16 protein-coding genes and 1 riboswitch are annotated in these 14,906 nt (G+C 70.6%); of the genes, 6 read left to right on the plus strand and 10 right to left on the minus strand.

The window, feature by feature from the left end; genetic code table 11:
- The first annotated feature begins 41 nt into the window (after positions 1-41).
- From modB to ACE37J_RS12375, 3 genes are all read left to right on the plus strand, one after another.
- Positions 42-740 (plus strand): molybdate ABC transporter permease subunit, encoded by a 699-nt coding sequence (modB, locus tag ACE37J_RS12365; protein WP_409711560.1) that lies wholly within the window; start codon positions 42-44, stop codon positions 738-740.
- Positions 737-1,831, plus strand: coding sequence for a molybdenum ABC transporter ATP-binding protein (modC, locus tag ACE37J_RS12370; protein WP_409711561.1), 1,095 nt, complete (start codon positions 737-739; stop codon positions 1,829-1,831). Before modB ends, modC begins: the two co-directional genes overlap by 4 nt.
- Positions 1,832-1,901: 70 nt before the next feature.
- Positions 1,902-2,291, plus strand: coding sequence for a winged helix-turn-helix domain-containing protein (locus ACE37J_RS12375; RefSeq protein ID WP_409711562.1), 390 nt, complete (start codon positions 1,902-1,904; stop codon positions 2,289-2,291).
- Between the two features lie 46 nt (positions 2,292-2,337).
- Here the strand turns inward: ACE37J_RS12375 and ACE37J_RS12380 are convergent, their stop codons facing one another.
- From ACE37J_RS12380 to greA, 4 genes are all read right to left on the minus strand, one after another.
- Positions 2,338-2,814, minus strand: a complete 477-nt coding sequence (locus ACE37J_RS12380) for a 6,7-dimethyl-8-ribityllumazine synthase (RefSeq protein ID WP_409711563.1) — start codon at positions 2,812-2,814, stop codon at positions 2,338-2,340.
- A gap of 76 nt (positions 2,815-2,890) precedes the next feature.
- Positions 2,891-3,031: riboswitch (FMN riboswitch) on the minus strand.
- A gap of 53 nt (positions 3,032-3,084) precedes the next feature.
- The gene (locus ACE37J_RS12385) at positions 3,085-4,059 is read right to left on the minus strand and encodes an MBL fold metallo-hydrolase (RefSeq protein ID WP_409711564.1); all 975 of its coding nucleotides are present in this window, start codon (positions 4,057-4,059) and stop codon (positions 3,085-3,087) included.
- A gap of 83 nt (positions 4,060-4,142) precedes the next feature.
- Complete coding sequence (locus tag ACE37J_RS12390; RefSeq protein ID WP_409711565.1) at positions 4,143-5,165, minus strand: hypothetical protein; 1,023 nt, start codon at positions 5,163-5,165, stop codon at positions 4,143-4,145.
- Positions 5,166-5,178: 13 nt separating this feature from the next.
- On the minus strand, positions 5,179-5,655 hold the full coding sequence (gene greA, locus ACE37J_RS12395; protein ID WP_409711566.1) for a transcription elongation factor GreA: 477 nt from the start codon (positions 5,653-5,655) through the stop codon (positions 5,179-5,181).
- A gap of 153 nt (positions 5,656-5,808) precedes the next feature.
- Here greA and radC point away from each other — a divergent pair, with 153 nt between their 5' ends.
- Positions 5,809-6,540 (plus strand): RadC family protein, encoded by a 732-nt coding sequence (radC, locus tag ACE37J_RS12400; RefSeq protein ID WP_409711567.1) that lies wholly within the window; start codon positions 5,809-5,811, stop codon positions 6,538-6,540.
- On the opposite strand, the gene ACE37J_RS12405 is transcribed toward radC, so the two are convergent.
- Genes ACE37J_RS12405 through ACE37J_RS12425 form a run of 5 tightly spaced genes read right to left on the minus strand, consistent with a single transcriptional unit; the run spans position 6,533 to position 11,371 of the window.
- On the minus strand, positions 6,533-7,660 hold the full coding sequence (locus ACE37J_RS12405; protein WP_409711568.1) for an MFS transporter: 1,128 nt from the start codon (positions 7,658-7,660) through the stop codon (positions 6,533-6,535). The two genes, radC and ACE37J_RS12405, sit on opposite strands and share 8 nt — an antisense overlap.
- Complete coding sequence (gene mobB / locus ACE37J_RS12410; protein ID WP_409711569.1) at positions 7,660-8,154, minus strand: molybdopterin-guanine dinucleotide biosynthesis protein B; 495 nt, start codon at positions 8,152-8,154, stop codon at positions 7,660-7,662. The genes ACE37J_RS12405 and mobB overlap by 1 nt, the downstream gene beginning before the upstream one ends.
- Positions 8,151-8,810 (minus strand): molybdenum cofactor guanylyltransferase MobA, encoded by a 660-nt coding sequence (gene mobA, locus ACE37J_RS12415; protein ID WP_409711570.1) that lies wholly within the window; start codon positions 8,808-8,810, stop codon positions 8,151-8,153. Before mobA ends, mobB begins: the two co-directional genes overlap by 4 nt.
- Positions 8,761-9,816: an amidohydrolase family protein gene (locus ACE37J_RS12420; protein ID WP_409711571.1), complete on the minus strand. Its 1,056-nt coding sequence runs from the start codon at positions 9,814-9,816 to the stop codon at positions 8,761-8,763. The genes mobA and ACE37J_RS12420 overlap by 50 nt, the downstream gene beginning before the upstream one ends.
- Positions 9,817-9,847: 31 nt before the next feature.
- Positions 9,848-11,371 (minus strand): trimethylamine methyltransferase family protein, encoded by a 1,524-nt coding sequence (locus tag ACE37J_RS12425; protein WP_409711572.1) that lies wholly within the window; start codon positions 11,369-11,371, stop codon positions 9,848-9,850.
- Between the two features lie 108 nt (positions 11,372-11,479).
- Here ACE37J_RS12425 and ACE37J_RS12430 point away from each other — a divergent pair, with 108 nt between their 5' ends.
- Positions 11,480-12,166 (plus strand): SDR family NAD(P)-dependent oxidoreductase, encoded by a 687-nt coding sequence (locus ACE37J_RS12430; protein WP_409711573.1) that lies wholly within the window; start codon positions 11,480-11,482, stop codon positions 12,164-12,166.
- Positions 12,167-12,233: 67 nt separating this feature from the next.
- The gene (locus ACE37J_RS12435) at positions 12,234-14,012 is read left to right on the plus strand and encodes an IlvD/Edd family dehydratase (protein WP_409711574.1); all 1,779 of its coding nucleotides are present in this window, start codon (positions 12,234-12,236) and stop codon (positions 14,010-14,012) included.
- Here the strand turns inward: ACE37J_RS12435 and ACE37J_RS12440 are convergent.
- The gene (locus ACE37J_RS12440; RefSeq protein WP_409711575.1) at positions 14,006-14,857 is read right to left on the minus strand and encodes an SDR family oxidoreductase; all 852 of its coding nucleotides are present in this window, start codon (positions 14,855-14,857) and stop codon (positions 14,006-14,008) included. The genes ACE37J_RS12435 and ACE37J_RS12440 overlap by 7 nt on opposite strands.
- Between the last annotated feature and the right edge of the window lie 49 nt (positions 14,858-14,906).

Raw genomic sequence — 14,906 nt, forward strand, 5'->3', positions numbered from 1 at the left:
CGCCCCGCTTCCCGGCGTTTCGCCGAGCTGATCCGGGGTCGATGTCCGACTGGCTCTCCCCTACGGAATGGCAGGCGCTCTCGCTCTCGCTTCGCGTCTCTTTCTGGGCGACGGCTTTCAGCCTGCCGCTCGGCGTCCTGACTGCCTATGCGCTCGCGCGCTGGCGCTTTCCGGGGCGGCAGGCGCTCAACGGGCTCGTTCACCTGCCGCTGATCCTCCCGCCCGTCGTAACGGGCTATCTCCTGCTCCTCGCCTTCGGCCGCCGTGGCGCGGTCGGCCAGTTTCTCGACGAGTGGTTCGGGATCGTCCTCGCCTTTCGCTGGACGGGCGCGGCGCTGGCGGCGGGCGTCATGGCCTTCCCGCTCATGGTCCGCGCCATCCGGCTCGCGATCGAGGCGGTGGACCCGAAGCTGGAGCAGGCGGCCGGGACGCTCGGTGCCTCCCGGGCCTGGGTCTTCGCCACGGTCACGCTGCCGCTGATCCTCCCCGGGATCATCGCCGGCGCCATCCTCGCCTTCGCCAAGGCGATGGGCGAGTTCGGCGCGACGATCACCTTCGTATCCAACATCCCCGGCCAGACGCAGACGCTGCCGAGCGCGATCTACACCTTCCTCCAGGTTCCGGGCGGGGAGGACGAGGCGGCGCGGCTCGTCGTCGTCGCCGTCATCGTCGCGATGGCGGCGCTCCTTCTTTCCGAATGGGTCAGCCGGGCGGTGGCGCGGCGGATCGCCGGCCAATGACGCTCGACGTCGCCCTCCGCCACGCCTTCGCAACGTTCTCGATAGATATCGCCTTTTCGGCGCCGCCGGGCATCACCGTGCTCTTCGGCCGTTCCGGTTCGGGCAAGACGACCATCGTGAACGCCGTCGCCGGCCTCCTCCGCCCCTCCGCCGGGCGGATCGCGCTGGACGGGCGGTCGCTGACGGATATCGGCGCGGGGGTATTCCTGCCGCCGCACCGGCGGCGGATCGGCTATGTATTCCAGGAGGGGCGGCTCTTTCCGCATCTCACCGTGCGCCGGAATCTGCTCTATGGCTCATGGTTCGCGCCGCGCGGCGCGAAGCGGGAGGAATTCTGGCGCATCGTCGAGATGCTCGGGATCGGCCCGCTGCTCGACCGGCGACCCGGCGCGCTTTCGGGCGGCGAGAAATCCCGCATCGCGCTCGGGCGCGCGCTCCTCTCCGCGCCGCAACTTCTTCTCGCGGACGAGCCGCTCGCGGCGCTGGACCCGGGCCGGAAGGCGGAAATCCTGCCCTATTTCGAGCGGCTGAGGGATGAGGTGGCGATCCCGATCCTCTATGTCAGCCATGCGGCGAGCGAGGTCGCCCGGCTCGCCACCACCGTCGTCGCCCTCGAAGCCGGGCGCGTGATCGCGCAGGGCGCCGCAACGGAAGTGCTGGGCGATCCTTCGGTCCTGCCGGCCGGCGCGCGCGAGGCCGGCGCGGTGCTCACGGCGCGCGTCGCCCGGCATCATGCGGACGGGCTGAGCGAGCTCGATGCAGGGGGCTGCGCGCTCTTCCTGCCGCGGATCGACCGTGCGCCCGGCGCCGCCATCCGCGTCCGCATCGCGGCGCATGACGTTCTGCTTGCACGGGCCCGGCCCGAGGGCCTTTCCGCGCTGAACATCCTTCCCGGAACGGTGGCGGAGATCCGCGCGGGGGAGGGGCCGGGCGCCCTGGTCGCAATCGATACGCCGGCCGGGCGGCTCCTCGCGCGGATCACCCGGCGCTCGGCGGAGGCGCTCGGCCTCGCCCCCGGCGCCTCGGTCCATGCCGTCGTCAAATCGGTCGCCGTCGCGCCGGCCGATGTCGGTTCCGGCGCCGCGGGCTGAGCCGCGAAGCGGCGGAGGCGGGGCGCGATATGGCTTGCGCGGCGGATCGCGCGCTGGGCATAACGCCCGCATGAACGAAACGGCGCCCTCCAGTTCAGACAGGCCTGAGCTCCGCATCCGCATCGTCTTCGGCGACGACGCGATGCTCGGCCCGGGCAAGGCCGACCTTCTGGAGCGCATCGGCGAGACGGGCTCGATCGCCGCGGCGGGGCGCAGCATGGCGATGAGCTACAAGCGCGCCTGGATGCTGGTGGAGGAGATGAACGCCGCGTTTCGCGACCCGCTCGTCGAATCCTCGCGCGGCGGCCCCCATGGCGGCGGCGCCCGCCTGACGGAGGCGGGAGAGGTCGTGCTCGCCCATTATCGCAAGCTGGAGGAAATCATGGCGGAGGCGGGCGCGGCCCGGATCGGCCAGTTGCAGGGCATGTTGCGGCCCGCGCCGAAAGCGACCGAAGCCTGAAGAGTGGGCGCCCCGGCGCGCGAAAGGGCGCGCCGGGGCGGAAGGGTCACGCCGCCTTCGGCAGGGTCGCGGCGAGGGCGACGGTGGCGAGCGCGGCGCGCGCCGCCTCCTCCCCCTTCTTCACGAAATGGGCGGTGAAGAAGGCCTCGTGCGCCGCGCTCTCCTGGAAGTGGTGCGGCGTCAGCACCACGGAGAATATCGGGACGCCGGTGGAGAGCTGCGCGGTCATCAGCCCGCCCACCACCGTCTCCGCCACGAACTCGTGCCGGTAGATGCCGCCGTCCACCACGAAGGCGGCGCCGACGATCCCGTCATAGAGCCCGGTTCTCGCAAGTCTCTGCGCGAGAAGCGGGATCTCGAAGGCGCCGGGAACGTCATAGACGTCCGTATCCGCCGCCCCGTTGGTCCGCCGCGCCAGCTCGTCGAGAAAGCCGATGCGGGCCTGATCCACGATGCGGTCATGCCAGCGGGCCTCGATGAAGGCGAAGCGGAGGGTCTTTCTGCTTTCGGTGCTCTGATTCATCGTCTGCTCCCAAAGGGTGAAGCGTCGAATCAGGGCGACGAACGGCGGCGCAGGCGCGGAAGCGCCGGCGCCGTTCGCTCGTTCTCTCTCATCCGGACTGTGACCGTCGGCCCCGGAATTTCACCGGATCTGCTGACCCCCCGCCGCCCGAGGGCGATGAGGGCGCTCGCGGGCTGTGACCGCCGGTGGGGAATTCCGCCCCGCCCCGAGAACGCGCCGCCCGTCCATCGAGCGGCCCGCCAGTTTCGCACGGGGCGGGGTGCGCCGCAATCAGCCGCGGACGGCGAACTGATAGGCCGCGGCGGTATAGTGGAACCCTTCGCCCGCCGCCTCGAGATATCCGATGCCGGGGAAGGGCATGTGGTAGCCGGTGAAGGGAATCCCGTCCGCCGCGATCATGCCGAGCACGCGCTGGCGGGTGGCCGCCGCGCCCTCCTTGTCCATGTCGAAACGGACATGCCAGTCAGGCCGCTGCATCGAGACGACGAAATGGTTCGCCGTGTCCGCGATGATGACGAGCCGCTGGCCCTCGCTCTCGATATGCCAGTTCGTCATGCCGGGCGTATGGCCCGAAGCGTCGATCGCCTCGACGCCGGAGGCGACGGTGTCGCCCGGCTTGATGAACGTCATCTTCTCGGCCATCGGCTTTACGTTGGACTGGACGAGCGTCGCCACGCGCTCGGTCGGCCCCGAAAGGCGCTCCTCCGGGGACCAGAAGTCGTATTCCGCCGCCGCCGTGACATAGCGCGCGTTCGGGAAGGCCGGGGCGCCGCCCTCCATCATGCCGCCGATATGGTCGGGGTGCATGTGGGTCAGCACGACCACATCCACCTGATCCGGGCTGTAGCCCGCCGCTTCGAGATGAGGGCGGAGATTGCCGCGGCCGGGGCGGGCGCCTTCGCCGTTGCCGGTGTCGAAGAGGATCAGCTCGGAGCCGGTGTTGACGAGCACGGGCGTGAAGCTGATCTCCATCTTGTCGCCCGGCAGGCCGTTCTCCACTGCGAGAGCCTGGACGGCGGCAGCCTCCTGATTTTCACCGAAGATCGGGTGCGGGCCGTCGAGAACGGCTGCGCCGTCCCAGATCGTCGTGACCTCGAAAGAGCCGAGCTTCACGCGGTTGACCGTGGGGCGGAGCGGGCCGAGCATCGGCGCGGCGGAAAAGGCTGGGCCCGCCGCGAGGGCGAGGCCGGCGCCGCCGAGGCCGGCGAGCGCGGCGCGGCGGGTTAGGGGGGCGTTGCGGGGCATGTGTTCCTCCTTCTGTCGGGAGCCGGAGGATAGCGCGAATTCGTCGCCGCGCCCGTCACGGTTCGGCGCCATTCCCGAAACAATCAGTCGAAAGCGCCGGTGACCCTTGCGAGAATCTGGAAGGCGCGGCCGGAGCGCGTGTCCGCCGCCTCGACGATCAGCGGATCGGGGCCGAGCTCTTTCGCCATGCGCCGCATGAGCCGGTCGAACCGGCGAAGGTAGTGAAGCGCGCTGTCGCGGAAGATCACGTCCTTGCGCATCCTCGCGCGCACGAGCGCAAGCGCGACGTCATCCGTCACCCCGCCGACTTCGGCGATCTCCGCGCCGCGGGCGCCGGCGGCGTAGCGCATCCAGGCCTCTGCGGTCGCCTGCAAGGCGGCGACGTCCTCCATGTAGAGCCCGTCCTCGGAGAAGAGCGTCAGCATGTCCTCCGCCGCCTGCAGCAGCGCGGCGAAGTCCGGCTCGCGGAGTGCGGCGCGGAGGGCGGCGAAGCCCGCCTTGTCCCCTTCGTTGCGCGGAAAGTCGAGCGCGCGGACGACGCTGACCCAGGAGAGACCCTCCGCCGCCGGCGGCTCGGCCCCGAGCGGGAGGGCGGGTTGCGCCGCGTCCGGCGGCTTACGGGGCAGGGCGAGCTTCGCCTCCCGCCGCGCGGCGCTTTCCCGCCCCTCGATCCGGGCGACCATCGCCTTCGTCTCTTCCGCCGCCTTGTCGAGCGCCGCGATGGAGGCGGCGAGCGCCGTCTTCTCCTCCGCCAGCGCGGCGCGGGCGGCGACGGCGAGCGCGGCGGCGAGGTCCGGGTCCGCCGGCCGCTCCGCAAGCAGCGCACGAAGCCCCGCCGCCTCATCCCTCAGCCGCGAGGCTTGCCGGGCGAGATGAGCCGCGAGGAAGAAGAAGGTCACAGGCGCGAGGGCGGCGAGCAGGAAGAGAGCGATCTCGATCGCGAAGGCGGGTCGCGGGCCTTCCGTCACGCTCGCGACGAAGCCGAAGAAGCCCGCGCCATAGGCGACTGCCCCGCCGATCCAGAGAAGGGAGAGCAGCGCCGCGGCGGCGAAGGGCCGGTCCCCCCGGACAAGGCCGGAGAGGCGCCGGCGGGCTCCGGCCGCCACGCCCGCCATCGCCCTAGCGGAACTCGACGGAGATGACCTCATAGCTCTTGCCGCCGCCCGGGGTCATCACCTCGACGCTGTCGCCCGGCTCCTTGCCGATCAGCGCGCGGGCGAGGGGGGAGCGGATGTTGAGCTTGCCGGAGGCGATGTCCGCTTCGGTCTCCCCGACGATCTGGTAGGTCTTTTCCTCGTCGGTGTCCTCGTCGGCGACCGTGATCGTCGCGCCAAACTTGATCTGGGAGCCCGATAGCTTCGACGGGTCGATGACTTCGGCTCGCGAGATGAGGCCTTCCAGCTCCTTGATCCGCCCCTCGATGAAGCTCTGCCGCTCCCGCGCCGAATGGTATTCGGCGTTCTCCGAAAGGTCCCCGTGCTCGCGCGCCTCCGCGATGGCGCGGATCACGTCCGGCCGCTGGATCGACTTCAGGTCCTTCAGCTCTTCGTTCAGGGCGGCGTAGCCCGCCGCCGTCATCGGCGCCTTCTCGACCATCCTGGCCTCTTTCCTTCCCGCGCAGCCCTTCCTGCGGCGTCAATGCAACGCGCGCCCACTGCGATTTCGCGGTGGGCGCGCCCGGTGACTCGCGTGACCATATGGGCCCGTCTTTTCTGTTGCAAGCGGCGCGCGCGCGGCGAGGATGGGGCAATGGCGAAGCGGGCGAACATGGCGGAGGCGGCGCTTCCCGGCCTTGCAGGGCCGGGCGCGGAGCCCGACCACGCCCATCACCGCGCCCGGCTTCGCGAGCGGTTCGACCGAGCCGGGGCGGAGGCGCTGGCCGATTACGAGATGCTGGAGCTCGTCCTCTTCCGCGCCATTCCGCGGCGGGACGTGAAGCCGCTGGCAAAGCGGCTCTTGCGCGAATTCGGCGATTTCAACCATGCGATCTCCGCCCCGCTCTCCCGGCTCCTCGCCGTGGAAGGGATGGGCGAGGCCGCGGCGCGCGAGCTGAAGATCGTCGAGGCGGCGGCGCAGCGCCTCGCGCAGGCGCGCGTGATCGGGAAAGAGGCGCTGACCTCCTGGTCCGCGCTGATGACCTACTGCAAGACCCGGATGGCCCATCAGGGCGTCGAGGAGTTCCGCCTCCTCTTTCTGGACCGTAAAAACGTGCTGATCGCCGACGAATTGCAGGCGAAAGGGGATGTTTCCGGGGTCTCGGTCTACCCGCGTGAGGTGGCGAAGCGCGCGCTGGCCCTCGACGCCTCGGCGCTCGTCATGGCGCACAACCATCCTTCGGGCGACCCGACGCCCTCGCAGGCCGATATCCGGATGACGAAGGAGGTCGCAGCCGCGCTTCAGGCGGTTGGCGTCGTCCTCCACGACCATGTCGTGATCGGGAAGGAGCGGGATGCGAGCTTCCGCGCCCTCGGCCTCATCTGAGCCGGAGCGCGGCGAGGAGCCCGAGGAGCGAGAGCCCGAAGCCGATCCAGAACGCGCCAGCGCCGAAGGCGGGATATGCGAAGGAGCCCGCAAAGCCCGCGGCCGACATCATGGCGCCGCCCGCCATCGCGCCGACCATGCCTTGCGCCGTCGCGCCGAGAGCGGCGGGGGCGGCCCGCTCCGTCATCGCCACCGCGCCGAGCCATGCGGCGGTGAAAGTGAGCGCATGGAGCGCCTGGAGCGGCCAGAGCAGCGCGAGCGGCGGGTCGAGCGCCATCGCCGCCCAGCGGACGAGGCCCGCCGCGCCGGCAAGCGCCATCGCCCCGGCCGGACCGGCCCAGGCGATGAACCGGCGCCCGTAGAAGACCATGAGCAGGACTTCGAGAAGCACGGAGAACGCCCAGAGCGCGCCGATCGTCCCGTCCCCGATCCCCGCCGCGCTCCAGTGCAACGAGCCGTAGGCGTAGAGCACGGCATGGCTGCCCTGGAGGCTCGCCGCGGCGAACATGATGAGGAGGAAATCCGGCCGGCGGAGGAGCGCCGCCGCCTCCGACAGTTTCGGGCTTGGCAGCGGCGCGCCGGCGCCGCCCGGGTGCCGCAGCCCGAACCAGATGCAGGGGAGAAGGGAGAGCACGATCCACCAGAGCGCCGCGCCGGAGCCGAAGCTCGCGACGGCGACGCCCGCCAGGAGATTGGCGGAGAGGAAGGCGGCGGAGCCGATCCCCCGCGCCAGCGCATAGGAAAAACCGCCGCGCGAGGCGGCGCGGAGCGTCAGCGCGTCCGCGATCGGCATCGCCCCGGCGAGCGCGGCGCCGGCGATGATCGTCGCGGCGTAGAGGAGCGCGCGGCTCCCGGCCCATTCATGCGCGAGGAAGGCGAGCGCGCCGAGGCCAGAAAGGAGCGCCAGCGCGCGCCGCGGCCGCCCCGCCCTGTCCGCCGCGTAGGGAAGCGCCACGCCCGCGATGACGCGCACCGCGACGGCTGAGGCGGTGAGCGCCCCGATCTCGGCGGCGGAGAGCCCCCAGTCCGAAAGCCAGAGCGGCCAGAACGGCATGTGCGCGCCGATGGCGAGGAAGAAGAAGACGTAGAAACCCGAGGAGCCGGCGAGCCCGGCGGGCATCAGAGCGTCGCCGCCTCGCGGAGCGCGAAATCGGCGATCCGCGCGATGTCTCCGAAGGGCAGGACGGGCCGCGCAATCTCCGGCGCGTCGTCGCTGACGATGGCGCGGATCGTCTCGTCATCCGCGGCGATCAGCGCGGCGCCGGTGGCGCGGCGCCAGACTTCGAGTTTCGGATGCCGGTCCCGCTTCCACCCTTCGACGAGGACGAGATCGACCGGTGCGAGCCGCGCGATCAGCGCATCAAGCGGCGGCTCCTCCGCCCCCCGAAGCTCATGCAGGATCGCGAAGCGCGCGGTCGAGGCGACGAGAACCTCCCGCGCCCCGGCCTCGCGGTGGCGGAAACTGTCCTTTCCCTGCCGGTCCATGTCGAACCCGTGATGCGCATGCTTGAGCGTGGAGACGGAGAGGCCGCGCCCCGCAATCTCCGCCACAAGCCGCTCCATCAGGGTGGTCTTGCCCGCGTTCTTCCAGCCGGTGACGCCGAAGACCCTCACAATCCGTGCTCCGCCACGATCCGCTCCGCCGCCGCGATATCATCCGGTGCGTTGACGTTGAAGAAGGGATCGTAGCGGGCGGCGGGGAAAGGGACCGCAACCGCTCCGCAGCGCTCCGCCCACAGCGTGACCTTGCGGATCCCGGCGGCGAGCGCGGCGCGCAGGTCTTCGCGCCGCGCCACGGGCCAGAGCCCGAAGGTCGGATGCGCCCGCCCGTCGGCTCCGGCGGCGAAGGCGGCCGGGATGCCTTCCGACAACGCCGCGGCGAGCCGCGGCCCGAGGTCCTCCGGGAAGAAGGGCGTGTCCCCCGCGGCGGTGAGGATATGGGTCTGGCCATGCAGCGCGGCCCAGTCCATCCCCGCCAGCACCCCGGCGAGAGGGCCGGGGAAGTCCGCGGCCCCGTCCGGTATCACGGGCAGGCCGAAGGCCGAGAAGCGCTCCGGGTCGCCGTTCGCGTTGATCGCCATGGCGACAACCTGGGTCGAAAGCCGCTCGACGGCGCGGGCGAGCAGCGTGCGCCCGGCGACGAGGCGCAGCGTCTTGTCCCCGCCCCCCATCCGCGTCGCACGCCCGCCGGCGAGGATGACGCCGAACGGGTTCACGCGCTCAAGCCTGAAGCCGGTATGTCTCCGCCGCCGTCCGCCGGAAGAGCGCATCCTTCTCGGCCTCCGATGCGCCGGAGGAGAGGCGGAAGAATGCGTTCCAGAGATTGGCGTAGCTGACCTGCCCCTTGTCGACCGGGAAGTTCGATTCGTACATCGCCCGCCCGACGCCCCAGAGCTCGATGCAGGTCTCGATATAGGGCCGCCAGGCCGCCGCCAGATCCTCCGATGAAGGCGGCAGGTCCCGCGCTTCGAACCCGAAGCCGACGGAATGCATGGCGAGCCCGCCGAGCTTCACCCGCGTGTTCGGCCGCGCGGCGAGCCTTTCCATCTTCTCCCGCCAGACGGGGAAGAGTTCCTCCCGGCGCCCGGCATAGCTCCCGATCCCCATGACGCCGCCAACATGGTCGACGACGATGGTCGTCTCCGGCGCACGGTCCACAAGCGTCAGTAGGTCGTCGAGTTGGGACTGGAAGGACCAGGTGTCAAGCACGAGCCCGCGAGGCCCGAGTTTCCGCACCGCCTCCGCCACAACGGGCTCCGCCATCAGGCCCGGCGCCGGGTCCACCACCGAGCCTATGATCGCCGTGTCCCCCGATTTCGCCATCGGATAACGGATGCCGCGAAGCCGCCCGCCGCCCGCCGCCTCCATCGCGTCCAGCACGCGCTCCACCCCGGCGCCGAGCGTCAGGTCCGCATTGCCGACGATCCCGGCGCAGACATGGCATGGTCCGTAATGCCCGCTCTCCGCCATCGCAGCGGCCCCGGCGGCGAATGTCACCTCGCCGACGGGGGCGAGTTCCGGCGGCCCATCCTTCCGGTGCATGGAGCGACACTGGATATAGATGGTCGCAAGGATGTTGCGCTTCGAGACATCCCTGAGCAGGTCGTGGAACAGGTAGAGAGCGCCCGGCCGCTCCCAGAGGTGATGATGCGGGTCGACGATCGGCCGCGCAGGCTCGATCGGCGCCTCTTCGCGCAGCGCCAGCCAGTCCTCCCGCACAGGAAGATGCGGCATCGAGACGTTTTCCATCGGCGTTCCCTCCCTCTTCTCGGGCATGAGAGGGCGGCGCGGCGAGGGCGTCAACTGGTCAGTCTCCCGGCGGCGCGCCGCCCGCCTCCGCCCGCTTCGCGATCCACTCGTCGAGCGCGGCGAGTCTCTCGGCCGGCGCGCCGACCGGCGTGAAGGCGGCCAGCCGCGCCTCCCAGACAATTGTCGCCCGCTCCGCCGCCTCAGCTGCGCCTGCCTCGTCCCACTGGCCGAAATTCGCAGTCGTCGCGACAAGCGGCTCGTGAAAGGCGGTGCGATAGCGGTCCATCGTGTGCGTCGCCGCGAAGAAATGCCCGCCAGGAGGCGTCTCGCCGATAGCGTCGAGCGCCAGCGAAGCCTCATCCGCCACGACCGGCGCGCACAATTCGGCAAAGCCCTCCAGCATCTCGGCGTCGAGGATCAGCTTTTCGTAAGAATGCGTCAGCCCGCCCTCCAGCCAGCCTGCGGCATGGATGACAATCGCGGCGCCGCCCAGCACGGCTGCCCAGAGCGAGGCTGAGGTCTCCGCTGCGCCCTGCGCATCCGGAGCATTGGAGGCGGTCCCCGCCGAGCCTCGCCAGGGCAGACCCGCCCGCCGGGCGAGCTGCCCCGAGATCAGCGCCGCCTTCACATGCTCTGGCGTACCGAAGGCCGGCGCGCCGGAGCGCATGTCCACATTCGTCGCGAAGGCGCCGTAGACGACCGGCGCGCCCGGCCGCGCAAGCTGCGCCAATACGATCCCCGCCAGCGCTTCCGCGTGCTGGAGCGTCAGCGCGCCGGCCACCGTCACCGGGGCCATCGCGCCCAGAAGGCAGAAGGGGGTCACGATCACCGCCTGCCCCGCCCGTGCATGGTCGATGATCCCCTCCGCCATCGCGCTGTCGATCCGGCGCGGGGAGTTCGTGTTCACAACCGTGTAGCAGTGCGGGGCGGAGGCGAAGCCCTCCGAGTCGAGCCTGCGGACGAGCGCGAGCATTTCGAAGCACTCCTCGACCTGCCGCCGCCCGCGGGCATAGACAAAAGGCGCCTTGGGAGAGAGCGAAAGCTGCGCGCGCGTCATGGCGTAGTGCCTGATCTGAGGAGGCGTGTCCTGCGGCTCCGTCATCGGCGCCTGGATATGGATCGCGTCGAGCCCCGCGGCGAGGCGCGTCAGCTCCTCGAAATCCCGCAGGCTGCCGGCCCGACGGCCGCGTCTTCTGTCGGTCGCGTTGGGGCAACCGGCTCCGGGGCCGAAGTTCAGCGCGCCGGGCGAAAGGTCGAGATCGTGCGCCGGCTCCCCGGCCCGGATCGTGAAGCCGGCCGGCGCCGAGGCGAGCGCCGCCTCCACAATCTCCGGCCCGATCCGGGTCAGCCCGTCCGGCCCTGTCGCCGCACCGGCCGCGCGAAGGAGCGCGCGGGCCTCGGCGGAAAGGATGTCGATCCCGTGTTCCGCAAGGATGCGCAGCGCCGCGCGGTGGATCCCCTCGATCTCGTCGGCCGAGAGAAAGGACTGTGGCGCGAAGGGGTTCCGCAAGCCGCGCCGCGGCGCCGTCCGAGCGGGCGCCGCGTCCTCGCGCCGGTTTCTTCCTCCCCGTCTCTCGCCCATCGCGCGCTCCCTTTGCCGGTAGGCTCGCGCCGCCGGGGGGCAAGCGCCTGCCAAAAAGCGGCGCCGGGCGCGCTTTCCGCGCGCCTTTGCGATGCTAGCTCGACGGGAATGAACACTCCCCCCATTCGCCGCGCCGCGATCTTCGGCGCCTCCGGCGGCGTCGGAGCCGCCATCGCCGGCGCCGTAGAGGCGCGGGGCGCCGAGGTGCTGCGCTTCGCCCGCTCCGGCCATCTCCCCTTCGACCTGACTGACGAGGTCTCCATCGCCGCCGCCGCGGAGCGGGCGGGGGAGGTCGATTTCGTCTTCGTCGCGACGGGGATGCTGCATGCGCCGGGGATCGCGCCCGAAAAATCCTTCGCCGCCATCGCGCCGGAGGCCTTGGCCGCTTCCTTCGCGCTAAACGCCATCGGCCCCGCGCTGATCGCGAAGCACATGCTGCCGCGCCTGCCGCGGAAGGGCCGCGCCGTCTTCGCCGCGCTCTCCGCCCGGGTTGGTTCGATCGAGGACAACAGGCTCGGCGGGTGGCACGGCTATCGCGCCTCAAAGGCCGCGCTCAACATGCTGATCCGCGGCTTCGCCATCGAGCTCTCGCGGCGGAACCGTGAGGCGCTTGCCGTCGCGCTTCATCCGGGAACAGTGGCCACGGCGCTCTCGAAGCCGTTTCAGGCCTCGGCGCCGAAGGGTCTGTTCACGCCGGAGGAGAGCGCTGCGAGGCTCCTCTCAGTGCTGGAGGGACTCGGACCGGAGGCGACGGGCGGTTTTTACGCCCATGACGGAGCGGCGATTCCCTTCTGAGCCCGCTTGCGGCCCGCCCCGCCCGCGCATAGCCTCCGGCGATACGCCGCCAGAGCGCCCCGGAGGAATGCCGATGACCGAGAAGAAACGTTTCCGTTCCAGCGAATGGTTCGACAGCCGCCACCGCACGGACATGGTCGCCCTCTATATCGAGCGCTACTGCAACAACGCCTTCACCTATGAGGAGCTTCGCTCCGGCAAGCCGGTGATCGGAATCGCGCAGACGGGGTCGGATCTCTCCCCCTGCAACAAGATCCACCAGCACCTTTCCCCCCGCCTCCGCGACGGGATCAGGGAGGCGGGCGGCATCCCGATGGAATTCCCCGTCCACCCGATCCAGGAGACGGGCAAGCGGCCGACCGCCGCGCTCGACCGGAACCTCGCCTATCTCGGCCTTGTGGAGCTTCTGCACGGTTATCCGATCGACGCCGTGGTGCTGACCACCGGCTGCGACAAGACCACGCCCGCGCTTCTCATGGCGGCGGCGACGGTGGACATCCCCGCCATCGTCCTTTCGGGCGGGCCGATGCTGAACGGCTGGATGGAGGGGGATGACCTCGTCGGCTCCGGCACCGCAATCTGGAAGATGCGGCGCGAGCTCGGGGCGGGGAAGATCACGGAGGAGGAGTTTCTCGTCGGCGCCGCCGGCTCCGCCCCCTCGCTCGGCCATTGCAACACGATGGGCACGGCGAGCACGATGAACGCGATGGCCGAGGCGCTCGGCATGTCGCTCACCGGCTGCTCCGCGATTCCAGCGCCTTATCGGGAGCGGATGGGCATGGCCTATGTCACCGGCAAGCGCATCGTCGAGATGGCCTATGAGGACCTCAAGCCCTCCGACATCATGACGCGCGAGGCGTTCCTCAACGCCATCGCCGTCAACAGCGCCATCGGCGGCTCCACCAACGCCCAGCCGCATCTCCACGCCATCGCCAACCATATGGGCGTCGAGCTGAAGCCGGGGGACTGGCAAATTCACGGGCATGACATCCCGCTCCTGCTCAACATGCAGCCGGCGGGCAAGTATCTCGGCGAGCGCTTCTTCCGCGCCGGAGGCGTGCCCGCGATCATGTGGGAGCTGCGCGAGGCCGGGCGGCTCCAAGAGGCGATCACGGTCACGGGCCGGAAGATGGCCGAGAATCTCGACGGCCGCGAGTCGAAGGACCGGGAAATGATCCGGCCCTACGCCGATCCGATGGTGGAGCATGCCGGCTTCGTCGTGATGACGGGCAATCTCTTCGACACCGCGATCATGAAGACCTCCGTGATCTCGAAGGAATTCAGGGACCGCTACCTCTCCACCCCCGAAGACGAGAACGCCTTCGAGGCGCGGGCCATCGTCTTCGAGGGTTCGGAGGATTATCACGACCGGATCAACGACCCCTCGCTCAACATCGACGAGCATTGCGTGCTCGTCGTCCGCGGCGCCGGCCCGATCGGCTGGCCGGGCTCGGCGGAGGTGGTGAACATGCAGCCGCCGGACGCGCTGCTGAAGCGGGGGATCACCTCGCTTCCCACCATCGGCGACGGGCGCCAGAGCGGCACGGCGGACAGCCCCTCCATCCTCAACGCCTCGCCGGAGTCGGCCGCAGGCGGCGGGCTCGCCTACCTGAAGACCGGTGACATGGTGCGGATCGACCTCAACACCGGCCGGGTGGACGCGCTGGTGGACGAAGCCGAATGGGAGGAGCGGAAGAAGGCCGGCCCGACGTCCTATCCCGCCAGCCAGACCCCGTGGCAGGAAATGGCGCGGAACCATGTGACCCAGCTGGCGCAGGGCGGCTGCATTGACCTCGCGATCAAGTATCAGCGGGTGCGGAAGGACGTGCCGCGGCACAATCACTGAGCAGGCGCGCCGCCCTCCTCTTCGAGGATGGCGGCCAGCCCCTCCCGATAGGTCGGGTGGCGGAGCGTGAGGCCAAGGCGCTCCTTGGTGCGCGCGTTCGAGACGCGCTTCGATTCGGAATAGAAGCTTCGCGCCATCGGGCTCAGTTCCGCCGTCTCGTAGTCCACCGCGGGAGGGAGCGGCAGGCCGAGGAGATCGGCGGCGTGGGCGATCACGTCCTCAGGCGGCGCAGGATCGTCGTCGCAGAGATTGTAGACCGCGCCGGGATCGGGCCGCGCGATAGAGGCGCGGAGCGCGGCGGCTATGTCGTCCCGGTGGATGCGGCTGAAGACCTGGCCGGGCTTGATGATGCGCCGCGCCGTCCCGTCCCTCACCTTCTCGAACGGGCCGCGGCCGGGCCCGTAGATGCCGGCGAGGCGGAAGATCATCAGCGGGAGGCCCGTCGCCCGCCATTCCGCCTCCGCGGCGACGCGCATCTCCCCCCGCTTCGTCGTCGGCGCGGGCTCCGTCCGATCATCCACCCAGCCGCCCGCCCGGTCGCCATAGACGCCGGTGGTGGAGAGATAGCCGACCCATTCGAGCGGCGGCGCGGAGAGATGCGGGCCGAGGGCGCGGAGCGTCGGATCACCCGCCTCGTCCGGCGCGGCGGAGACGAGGAGATGCGTCGCCGAGCGTAAGATATCCGGCGCCGGCGGCCACAGGGCCGGCTCCGCTCCCGCCGAGGAGACGGCGCCGGCCCCCTCGGGAGCGCGATGCGTGCCGATCACGCGCCATCCCTCCGGGATAAGAAGCGCGGCGAGCGCGCGCGCGGAATAGCCGAAACCGGCGCAAAGGAGCGTGGGCATTGGGTCCGCCTTCCATTGGCTCTATGCTGCGCTCCTTAACCCGATGCGG

This window comes from Pikeienuella sp., from assembly GCF_046290545.1.
In the GTDB taxonomy this organism is placed as follows: Bacteria; Pseudomonadota; Alphaproteobacteria; order Rhodobacterales; family Rhodobacteraceae; genus Pikeienuella.